Genomic DNA, 10,522 nt, shown 5'->3' on the forward strand with positions numbered 1-10,522 from the left:
GCCATGGGCCGCTCCTACAGGTAGAGCTTACCCGTAGGAGCGGCCCATGGCCGCGATAGGCTCACCCCCGCGGCGCGTAGGCGAAGACGTCAGCGCGCATCTGGTGTGCGTCCATGCCGGCTTCCACCAGGGCGTCCAGGGTGGCATAGACCATCGCCGGCGAGCCGCTGGCATAGACGTGCAGGCCGCTCAGGTCGGCGAAATCCGCACGTACCACCTCGTGCAGCAGACCACAGCGCCCTGCCCAGCCACAGGCATCGCTCACCACCCGGTTCAGGGTGAGATTGGGCAGCTCCGCCCAGGCGTCCCAGGCCTCGATGGCATAGAAGTCGTCCGGCGTGCGCACGCCCCAGTAGAGATGCACCGGATGGGCGAAGCCGCGGGTGCGGGCGTCTTCGATCAGGCTGTGCATCTGGGCCATGCCGGTCCCGGCGGCGATCAGTACCAGGGGACCTTCGGGCAGTTCGGCCAGGTGGGCGTCGCCATAGGGCAGCTCGACCTGGGCCATGCCCTTGCTTTCCAGCTGCGCCAGCAGCGCCTGGCTGCTGGCCTCACGCGCCAGCACGTGCAATTCCAGCTCACGCCCCTGATGGGGCGCCGAGGCCAGGGAAAAGGCCGACTGCTTGCCGTCGTCGCGCTGGATCAGCAGGTACTGACCGGCGTGATAGCGCGGCGGCCGCCCGGCGGGAGCACGCAGGCGCACCCGCCGGACATCGCCACCCACGTCGTCCAGGGCCACCACCTGACAGGCCAGTTGACGCACCGGCAATTCGCCGGGCGCGAGGACGCCGTCCCACTGCAGCAGACAGTCGCTCAGGGGTACGGCCACGCAGACATAGATCTCGCCATGATCGACGGCCTGGCCGTGCTGGGTAACCTGGCCCTCCACCAGCAGCGCGGCGCAGAGCTGGCAATTGCCATTGCGGCAGCTGTGCGGCCCGCTGTAGCCGAGGCGCTGCGCGGCGTCCAGAATGGCTTCACCGGGCTGGGTTTCCAGTACCGCACCCGAGGGCTGCAGGGTGACCTTCATCGTCGTCTCCGTTAGTCGATCCCGAGACTGGACCACATCTCGTCCACCCGTTTGACCACCGTTTCGTCCTTGACGATCGCCCGCCCCCACTCGCGGGTGGTTTCACCCGGCCACTTGTGGGTGGCATCCAGGCCCATCTTCGAGCCCAGGCCGGAGATCGGCGAGGCGAAGTCCAGGTAGTCGATGGGGGTGTTGTCGATCATCACGGTGTCGCGCTTGGGATCCATGCGCGTGGTCACGGCCCAGATGACGTCGTTCCAATCGCGGGCGTTGATGTCGTCGTCGGTGACGATCACGAACTTGGTGTACATGAACTGTCGCAGGAACGACCAGACGCCCAGCATCACCCGCTTGGCGTGGCCGGGATACTGTTTCTTGATGGTCACCACCGCCATGCGGTAGGAGCAGCCTTCCGGCGGCAGGTAGAAGTCGACGATCTCCGGGAACTGCTTTTGCAGGATGGGCACGAAGACTTCGTTGAGCGCCACGCCGAGGATGGCCGGCTCGTCCGGCGGACGCCCGGTGTAGGTGCTGTGATAGATGGGATCGCGGCGCCGGGTGATGCGCTCCACGGTAAAGACCGGGAAGGTATCGACCTCGTTGTAGTAGCCGGTGTGATCGCCATAGGGCCCTTCCGGCGCGGTCTCGCCCGGATGGATGACCCCTTCGAGCACGATCTCGGCACTGGCCGGCACCTGCAGGTCGTTGCCCACGCACTTGATCAGTTCGCTGCGACTGCCGCGCAGCAGGCCGGCGAAGGCGTATTCGGACAGGGTGTCGGGTACCGGGGTGACCGCGCCGAGGATGGTGGCCGGATCGGCGCCCAGGGCCACGGCCACCGGATAGGGCTGGCCAGGATGCTTCTGGCACCACTCGCGGAAATCCAGGGCACCGCCCCGGTGACTCAGCCAGCGCATGATCAGCTTGTTGCGACCGATGACCTGCTGGCGATAGATGCCGAGGTTCTGGCGTTCCTTGTTGGGTCCGCGGGTGACCGTCAGGCCCCAGGTGATCAGCGGCGCCACGTCGCCCGGCCAGCAGTGCTGGATCGGCAACTTGCCCAGATCGACCGCCTCGCCCTCCTCGATCACCTCCTGGCAGGGCGCATCCTTGAGCACCTTGGGCGCCATGCTGATGACCTTCTTGTAGATCGGCAGCTTCGACCAGGCGTCCTTGAGGCCCTTGGGCGGCTCGGGCTCCTTGAGAAAGGCCAGCAGCTTGCCGATCTCGCGCAAGGCGCCGACGTCCTCGGCGCCCATGCCCAGCGCCACACGCTGCGGCGTACCGAACAGGTTGCCCAGCACGGGCATGGAGAAGCCCACGGGATTCTCGAACAGCAGCGCCGGGCCCTGCTTGCGCAGGGTCCGGTCGCAGATTTCGGTCATCTCGAGGATCGGCGAGACCGGGGCGGTCACGCGCTTCAGTTCACCACGCTGCTCCAGGCTGCGGATGAAGTCACGCAGATCTCGGTATTGCATGCGGCCTCTTGGCGCTGGGGAAAGTCTGGCAGTCTACCGCCTGAGTCGCGCATCGAGAAAGCACTGGCCCAGAAACGCCAAAGGCCGGGATTTCCCGGCCTTTGCATGCGACTGCGCCTTACTTGCTGCGCCTCATCGAATCGAAGAACTCGCTATTGGTCTTGGTCTGACGCAACTTGTCGAGGAGGAATTCGATGCCGGCGATCTCGTCCATCGGATGCAGGATCTTGCGCAGGATCCACATGCGCGACAGCTCTTCCTCGTCGGTGAGCAACTCTTCGCGGCGGGTGCCGGACTTGTTGATGTTGATGGCCGGGAAGACGCGCTTCTCGGCGATCCGACGCTCCAGGGGCAGCTCCATGTTGCCGGTGCCCTTGAATTCCTCGTAGATCACCTCGTCCATCTTCGAGCCGGTTTCCACCAGCGCGGTAGCGATGATGGTCAGGCTGCCGCCTTCCTCGATGTTACGCGCGGCGCCGAAGAAGCGCTTGGGCTTCTCCAGGGCATGGGCGTCGACACCACCGGTGAGCACCTTGCCGGAGCTGGGGATCACGGTGTTGAAGGCCCGGGCCAGACGGGTGATGGAATCCAGCAGGATGACCACATCCTTCTTGTGCTCGACCAGGCGCTTGGCCTTCTCGATCACCATGTCGGCGACCTGCACGTGGCGGGTCGGCGGCTCGTCGAAGGTGGAGGCCACCACTTCACCGCGCACGGTGCGCTGCATCTCGGTCACTTCCTCGGGACGCTCGTCGATGAGCAGCACGATGAGGTAGCACTCGGGATTGTTGCGGGTGATGTTGGCCGCGATGTTCTGCAGCATGATGGTCTTGCCGGCCTTGGGCGGCGCGACGATCAGCCCGCGCTGACCCTTGCCGATGGGGGCGCAGAGGTCGATGACCCGACCGGTGAGGTCTTCGGTAGAGCCGTTGCCGGCTTCCATGGTCAGGCGCTTGGTGGGGAACAGGGGCGTGAGGTTCTCGAACAGCACCTTGTTCTTGGCGTTTTCCGGACGGTCGAAGTTGATGGTGTCGACCTTGAGCAGCGCGAAATAGCGCTCGCCCTCTTTCGGCGGACGAATCTTGCCGATGATGGTGTCGCCGGTACGCAGGTTGAAGCGGCGGATCTGGCTGGGAGAGACATAGATGTCGTCGGGACCGGCCAGGTAGGAGGAGTCGGCGCTACGCAGGAAGCCGAAGCCGTCCTGCAGGATCTCCAGCACGCCATCCCCGGAAATCTCGTCGCCACCCTTGGCGTGCTTCTTGAGCAGCGCAAAGATGATGTCCTGCTTGCGGGACCGGGCCATGTTTTCCAAGCCCGCGGCATCCGCCATTTCCAACAGTTCCGTGATGGGCTTTTGCTTGAGTTCGGTCAGATTCATAGACGTATGTTGACGTGAGAAGAGGCGAAGGAGGGAATCGAGCTGAGCGGCCGGATGCGAGATTAGCTTCGCGGGATGCGTTCTGAAGAGGAGAACTGACGGCTACAGCAGATGAGAAGACGGCCCGCTGATGGGGTCGTGGCTGGAATCTAGCACCTGCATGGGTACTCGTCCAGCCGTCCGGGCATAAAAAAGCCCCGCATGGCGGGGCTTTCGACTGGCTGCCTCAGACGTTGGCGTCGAGGAAGGCGGCCAGTTGCGACTTGGACAGGGCACCGACCTTGGTGGCCTCGACCGCGCCGTTCTTGAACAGCATCAGGGTCGGGATGCCACGCACACCGTACTTCGGCGGGGTGTCCTGGTTTTCGTCGATGTTCAGCTTGCAGACCTTGAGCTTGCCTTGGTAGTCCTTGGCGATCTCGTCCAGAACCGGGGCAATCATCTTGCACGGACCGCACCATTCGGCCCAGTAGTCGACCAGCACGGGGCTGTCGGACTTCAGCACGTCCTGCTCGAAGCTGGCGTCGCTGACGTTGGTGATGTATTCGCTCATTGACTCTCTCCGAATTCGGGTGCGACTTGAAGTACAGCCATGATAGCCCTGCCGCCGTCACTTCGAAAGCATTCGAACATTGATGGTGGCTATGACCGGCATTGATGGCAGAGGTGGTTCACGATCCGGCAAACGGGCGACAAGGCCTGAGAAAGCGGAGTTGAGCTGCATTTCCGCAGCCTTTGCAACCTTGGGCGATCACCGTTCCACCGATCGTGGATCGCTGCTTAGACAGCAGGAACCGTGAAGGGGGTTCCACTGCGCAGGGCCGCATTGCGGATATGTTCGCGCATGGCCTTTTGCGCCGCCGCGGGCGAGCGGCGGCTCAGGGCCCTGAGGATGCGCCGGTGTTCCTGCCAGGTTTCCAGGGCGCGCTCGGGGCGCACGAAGGGCAGCTTCTGGCTCTCGTGGAAGCGTTCGGGGCTGCTGGTGATCACCGCCAGCATGGCCGGGTTGTCCGCGGCCAGCAGCAGCTGGCGATGGAAGTCGAAGTCCAGTACGGCCGCCTCTTCCAGCTCGTTGGCCCGCAGCGCCCGGTGCAGGGCGGCCAGATTGACCTCCAGGCGATCCAGGTCGGCGGGCCCCAGGGTGACGGCGGCCAGCCCGGCGGCGAAGCCTTCCAGGGCGAATCTCAGCTGGAAGACATGGGCGGCCGTCACCTCGTCGGCGAAGGGCCAGTGTCCGTCCAGCGTACCCGTCGCCGCCTGCACATAGACGCCGCGCCCGGGCTGGACGCTGACCAGGCCCAGGGCGCTCAGGGTGGACAGCGCCTCGCGCAGGGAGGCGCGACTGACACCCAGCCGTTCGGCCAGCTCACGCTGCGCGGGCAGGGCCGCGCCAGGGGCATAGCCTTCGGTCTCGATCAGCCGACGAATGGCGTCGACGGCATATTGGGGTACGGCGCGGGTGGCAGCGAGGGGCATGGCGTGGTCAGGCCAGTCAGTCCGGAAGCTTGCCTTTTATGCCCAATTCCCAACGACTTCAAGTGCAGCCCCAAGGCAGAGCACGCCGCTATAGCCGCGCACCAAAGCGGCTCACGACAGGCGCCAGGGCAGGCGGCCGTGGCGAGCAACTGTTCAGACCAGTAAGACCAATCCTCAAGCCTGGCGGCCCTTGCGCCCCTCCGGCAGGTGGCTGGCACATGAAATGCACTGGGCAGAGCCATCCCAACCTGCTTCCGGAGTCTCGTCATGCTCAAGCGCTGGACCGCCCTCTCCCTGCTCGCCCTGGGCCTGACCGCCCTGCACACCTCCGCCCAGGCCGACCAACTGGCCGATATCCAGCAGTGCGGCGTGCTCAAGGTCGCCGTGCCGCAGGACTTCCCGCCCTTCGGCTCGATCGGCCCGGATCTCAAACCGCGCGGCCTGGATATCGACACCGCGCAACTGATGGCGGACAAGCTGAACGTGAAGCTGGAAGTCACCCCGGTCAACAGCACCAACCGCATTCCCTTCCTGACCACCGGCAAGGTCGACCTGGTCATCTCCAGCCTGGGCAAGAATCCCGACCGGGAAAAGGTCATCGACTTCAGCAAGCCCTATGCGCCCTTCTATCTCGGCGTCTTCGGTCCCAAGGATGCCGCCATCAGCACACCCGAGCAGCTGGCCGGCAAGGTGATCTCGGTCACCCGCGGCTCCATCGAAGACCTGGCACTCACCGACGTGGCGCCGAAGGACAGCGTGATCAAGCGCTTCGAGGACAACAACTCCACCATCGCCGCCTACCTGGCCGGGCAGTCCGAGCTGATCGCCAGCGGCAGCGTGGTGATGAAGGTGATCGGCGCCCGCAACCCGGCCAAGGAACCGGTGCTCAAGGTCAAGCTCAAGGACTCGCCGGTGTACGTGGGCGTCAACAAGAACGAGCCGGCGCTCAAGGACAAGGTCGATGCCATTATCGATGCGGCCCGCGCCGACGGCACCCTGAGCAAGAACTCCGAAAAATGGCTGGGCGATCCCCTGCCAGCCGCTCTCTGAGGATCGACGCGCCATGGCGTATCAGTTCGACTTCCAGCCCGTGCTCGCGCAGAGCGACCTGCTGCTCAAGGGGGCGCTCTACACCCTTGAGCTGACGGTGATCGGTGGCTTCTTCGGCATCCTCATCGGCATCGTCGGCGCCACCTGCCGCGCCTGGCGCCTGAAACCCTTCGCCCAGGCCTTCGGGGTCTACGTCGAGCTGATCCGCAATACGCCCTTCCTGATCCAGCTGTTCTTCATCTTCTTCGGCCTGCCCTCCATCGGGGTGCGGATCGAAGCCGGCCAGGCGGCGGTGCTGGCCATGGTCATCAACCTCGGCGCCTATTCCACCGAGATCATCCGCGCCGGCATCCAGGCGATACCGCGTGGCCAGCTGGAAGCGGCGGCGGCCCTGGCCATGACCCGCTTCGAAACCCTGCGCTACGTGATCCTGCGTCCGGCCCTGGCCAAGGTCTGGCCGGCGCTGTCGAGCCAGCTGGTGATCGTGATGCTGGGCTCGGCGGTGTGCTCGCAGATTTCCACCGAGGAGCTGACCTTTGCCGCCAACTTCATCCAATCGCGCAACTTCCGCGCCTTCGAAACCTATCTGCTGACCACCCTCATCTATCTGCTCATGGCCATCGGCGTGCGTCAGGCGCTGCACTGGCTGGGCGTCTTCTTCATCGTCAGGAGGCGTTGATGGACTTCACTCTCGCCGACATCCTGCGCAGCCTGGCCAGCGGCCTCGGCCTGACCCTGGTGCTGTCGCTGGCGGCCTTCCTGTTCGGCGGCCTGGCCAGCGCACTGGTCCTGCTGGCACGCAACTCGACGCTCCGGCCGCTACGCCTGCTGGCGCGCGGCTACATCGAGCTGTTCCAGGGCACCCCGCTGCTGATGCAACTGTTCCTGACCTTCTTCGGCCTGTCGCTGCTGGGTCTGGAAGTCCCCGCCTGGCTGGCCGCCGGCCTGGCTCTGACCCTGTTCACCAGCGCCTATCTCGCCGAGATCTGGCGGGGCTGCGTCGAAGCCATTCCCCACGGTCAGTGGGAAGCCTCGGAAAGCCTGGCGATGAGCCGCTTCGAGCAGTTGCGCCACGTGATCCTGCCGCAGGCCCTGCGCATCGCCGTGGCGCCCACCGTGGGCTTCTCGGTGCAGGTGGTCAAGGGTACCGCGGTGACCTCCATCATCGGCTTCACCGAGCTGACCAAGATCGGCGGCATGCTCGCCAATGCCACCTTCCAGCCCTTCACCGTCTACGGCCTCGCGGCCCTGGGCTATTTCATCCTCTGTTATCCGCTGTCGCTGGCCGCACGCTGGCTGGAAAGGAGACTGCATGCCGCTGCTTAGAGTGACCGCCCTGCACAAACACTATGGCAACCACCATGTGCTCAAGGGCATCGACCTGACCGTCGAGGAAGGCCAGGTAGTAGCCATCATTGGCAAGAGCGGCTCGGGCAAGAGCACCCTGCTGCGCACCCTGAACGGCCTGGAATCCATCAACGACGGCGTCATCGAGGTGGACGGCGAATACCTGGACGCCGCCCGGGTCAATCTTCGCTCGCTGCGGCAGAAGGTCGGCATGGTCTTCCAGCAGTTCAACCTCTTTCCGCACCTGACCGTGGGCGAGAACGTGATGCTGGCGCCCCAGGTGGTCAAGAAGACCAGCAAGGACGAGGCCCGCGCCCTGGCCCGGCAGATGCTCGACCGGGTCGGGCTGGCGGAGAAATTCGACAGCTATCCGGACCGCCTCTCCGGCGGTCAGCAGCAGCGGGTAGCCATCGCCCGCGCCCTGGCCATGTCGCCCAAGGTGCTGCTGTGCGACGAAATCACCTCGGCGCTGGATCCTGAGCTGGTCAACGAGGTGCTGGCGGTGGTCAAGCAGCTGGCCCGTGAGGGCATGACGCTGATCATGGTCACCCACGAGATGAGATTCGCCCGCGAGGTCGGTGACAAGCTGGTGTTTATGCACCAGGGCAAGGTCCACGAAAGCGGTCCTCCCCAGGAGCTGTTTGCCCGCCCGCAGACACCGGAACTGGCCCAGTTCATCGGCCAGGTGGCTTCCTGAGGCGGAAAAACCCTATTTTTTCTGCCACTTTGCGCAACCGTAACCGCTGTGCGCTTGAAGCCGTCACCGGCTAGCTGGCACGATGGCGCGGTTTATCGCCGAGAGCCTCCAGATGCAGCCTTCGCCAGCCGAACCCCACGAACTGATCGCCGCCATCGACCTGGGCTCGAACAGCTTTCACATCGTCCGGGCGCGCCATTCCCACGGGGAGATCCGCATCCTTGAGCGACTGGGCGAAAAGATCCAGCTGGCCGCCGGCCTGGACGAGTCGCGTCTGCTCAGCGAAGAGGCCATCCAGCGCGGGCTGGACTGCCTGCGCCGCTTCGCCCAGCTGATCGCCGGCATGCCGCGCGGCGCCGTGCGGGTGGTGGGCACCAACGCCCTGCGCGAAGCGCGCAACCGCGGCGAATTCATCCAGCGCGCCGAGGCCGTGCTCGGCCATGCGGTCGAGGTCATCTCCGGTCGCGAAGAGGCCCGCCTCATCTATCTGGGCGTGTCCCATTCCATGCCCGATGTACCCGGACGCCGCCTGGTGACCGACATCGGCGGGGGCAGCACCGAATTCATCATCGGCCAGCGCTTCGAGACCCTGCAGCGCGAGAGCCTGCAGATGGGTTGCGTCAGCTTCACCAAGCGATTCTTCGCCGACGGCAAGATCACCGCCGCCCAGTACGCGCGCGCCTACACCGCTGCCCGCCTGGAGTTGATGAACATCGACCAGGGCCTGCGCGAGATGGGCTGGCACCAGGCCCTTGGCGCTTCCGGCACCATCCGCGCGGTGGCCCTGGCGATCCAGGCCGCCGGCCGCGGCAATGGCGAGATCACCCCGGATGGCATCGAGTGGCTCAAGCGCAAGCTGCTCAAGCAGGGCGATATCAACCTGCTCAACATCGACGGCGTGAAGCCGGATCGACGCGCCATCCTGCCAGGCGGCCTGGCCATCCTCGAAGCCCTGTTCAAGGCCCTGGAGCTGCAGGAGATGCACCTTTCCGAAGGCGCCCTGCGCGAAGGGGTGCTCTACGACATGATCGGCCGGCACCGCCACGAGGACGTCCGCGAGCGCACCCTCAACGCCCTGGCCGAGCGCTACCACGTCGATCAGCGCCATGCCGAGCGGGTGGAAAAGCGCGCCCTGAAGTCCCTGGCACAGGTCGCCGAGGCCTGGGCCCTGACCGACGAGAATCATGCCGAACTGCTGCGCTGGGCGGCGCGCCTGCACGGCGTCGGCCTGGACATCGCCCACTACCAGTACCACAAGCACGGCGCCTACCTGATCGAGCACTCGGACCTGCCCGGCTTCTCCCGCCGCGACCAGCAGGCCCTGGCCCTGCTGGTGCGCGGTCATCGCCGCAACATTCCCGTGGAGCGCCTGCAGGAGCTGGGCCCGGAAGGCGAGCCGCTGCTGCGCCTGACCCTGCTGTTGCGCTATGCCATCCTGTTCCACCACATCCGCCACAAGAGCATTCCGGACGTCCAGCTCAGCGCCGGCGAGCGCAGTCTGGACGTGCAATTCCCCGATGGCTGGCTGGCGGAGAACCCCCTGACCCAGGCCGACTTCGAGCAGGAGGCGCAGTGGCTGGAGCGGGTGGGGTACAGGTTGAGCGTGCGCTGAGGGGATTTTTCGTAGGTTGGGCTGAGCGGGAGCGAAGCCCAACTGTTGCGGGGCTTCAGCAGTGCACTTTAGGTTTATGGGTGCCCTAGCTGATTATCGTGCTTTGCTGATGACTCTTGTTTCGCCCACCCGGGCGAGTCACTTTTGCCAGTCGCGGCTGCGCGCCCCGGACTACGCGTCCCGGACAAAAGTAACCAAAACCGCTTGCCCCGGACATCCGGCCCTCCGCTGCGCTGCGGGTGACTCGCGTTGCTCGCCCTTCGGGCCAGCCTGCGGCTGTTACTCCGCTACGCTACGTTTCGCTCACGCCAGCGCCGTTCCGGGGTCGGTCCAGATGGGCCATCCATGGCCCACTGGACCTCTCGCCGCATCCATGCGGCTCGACCCACTCCACGACACTGGCGTTCGCCCTCCTGAACGGGGCGATTCGCTAGCCTGAAAGTGTTGGTTG

The 10,522-nt window shown here is 65.2% G+C and carries 10 protein-coding genes; 5 read left to right on the forward strand and 5 right to left on the reverse strand.

Annotated features, from left to right (window positions below; genetic code table 11):
- Nucleotides 1-61 precede the first annotated feature (61 nt).
- The 5 genes from QMX82_RS24585 to QMX82_RS24605 form a co-directional block, all read right to left on the reverse strand.
- A complete protein-coding gene (locus QMX82_RS24585; RefSeq protein WP_282288459.1) occupies nucleotides 62-1,030 on the reverse strand; it encodes a CDP-6-deoxy-delta-3,4-glucoseen reductase in 969 nt (322 codons plus the stop codon).
- A gap of 11 nt (nucleotides 1,031-1,041) precedes the next feature.
- Nucleotides 1,042-2,508 (reverse strand): 4-hydroxy-3-polyprenylbenzoate decarboxylase, encoded by a 1,467-nt coding sequence (gene ubiD / locus QMX82_RS24590; RefSeq protein WP_158890200.1) that lies wholly within the window; start codon nucleotides 2,506-2,508, stop codon nucleotides 1,042-1,044.
- Between the two features lie 118 nt (nucleotides 2,509-2,626).
- A complete protein-coding gene (gene rho, locus QMX82_RS24595; protein WP_133860469.1) occupies nucleotides 2,627-3,889 on the reverse strand; it encodes a transcription termination factor Rho in 1,263 nt (420 codons plus the stop codon).
- 226 nt (nucleotides 3,890-4,115) lie between these two features.
- Nucleotides 4,116-4,442 carry a thioredoxin TrxA gene (gene trxA, locus QMX82_RS24600; RefSeq protein WP_017639417.1) on the reverse strand — a complete coding sequence of 109 codons (327 nt, stop codon included), beginning with the start codon at nucleotides 4,440-4,442 and terminating at the stop codon, nucleotides 4,116-4,118.
- A 227-nt stretch (nucleotides 4,443-4,669) separates the two neighbouring features.
- On the reverse strand, nucleotides 4,670-5,365 hold the full coding sequence (locus QMX82_RS24605) for a FadR/GntR family transcriptional regulator (protein ID WP_158890204.1): 696 nt from the start codon (nucleotides 5,363-5,365) through the stop codon (nucleotides 4,670-4,672).
- Nucleotides 5,366-5,632: 267 nt separating this feature from the next.
- Between QMX82_RS24605 and QMX82_RS24610 the strand changes: the two genes are divergently transcribed.
- The 5 genes from QMX82_RS24610 to ppx all read left to right on the forward strand — a co-directional run bounded on the left by QMX82_RS24610 (nucleotide 5,633) and on the right by ppx (nucleotide 10,071).
- Nucleotides 5,633-6,415: a transporter substrate-binding domain-containing protein gene (locus QMX82_RS24610; RefSeq protein WP_282288464.1), complete on the forward strand. Its 783-nt coding sequence runs from the start codon at nucleotides 5,633-5,635 to the stop codon at nucleotides 6,413-6,415.
- A gap of 13 nt (nucleotides 6,416-6,428) precedes the next feature.
- A complete protein-coding gene (locus QMX82_RS24615; RefSeq protein ID WP_133860466.1) occupies nucleotides 6,429-7,094 on the forward strand; it encodes an amino acid ABC transporter permease in 666 nt (221 codons plus the stop codon).
- Nucleotides 7,091-7,741, forward strand: coding sequence for an amino acid ABC transporter permease (locus QMX82_RS24620; RefSeq protein WP_178083884.1), 651 nt, complete (start codon nucleotides 7,091-7,093; stop codon nucleotides 7,739-7,741). Before QMX82_RS24615 ends, QMX82_RS24620 begins: the two co-directional genes overlap by 4 nt.
- Nucleotides 7,728-8,459, forward strand: coding sequence for an amino acid ABC transporter ATP-binding protein (locus tag QMX82_RS24625; RefSeq protein WP_282288469.1), 732 nt, complete (start codon nucleotides 7,728-7,730; stop codon nucleotides 8,457-8,459). Before QMX82_RS24620 ends, QMX82_RS24625 begins: the two co-directional genes overlap by 14 nt.
- Nucleotides 8,460-8,571: 112 nt before the next feature.
- Nucleotides 8,572-10,071 (forward strand): exopolyphosphatase, encoded by a 1,500-nt coding sequence (gene ppx, locus QMX82_RS24630; RefSeq protein WP_208693148.1) that lies wholly within the window; start codon nucleotides 8,572-8,574, stop codon nucleotides 10,069-10,071.
- Nucleotides 10,072-10,522 lie beyond the last annotated feature (451 nt).

Origin of the sequence: Pseudomonas sp. PS02302 (assembly GCF_029959585.1) — a bacterium.
In the GTDB taxonomy this organism is placed as follows: Bacteria; Pseudomonadota; Gammaproteobacteria; order Pseudomonadales; family Pseudomonadaceae; genus Chryseomonas; species Chryseomonas aestiva.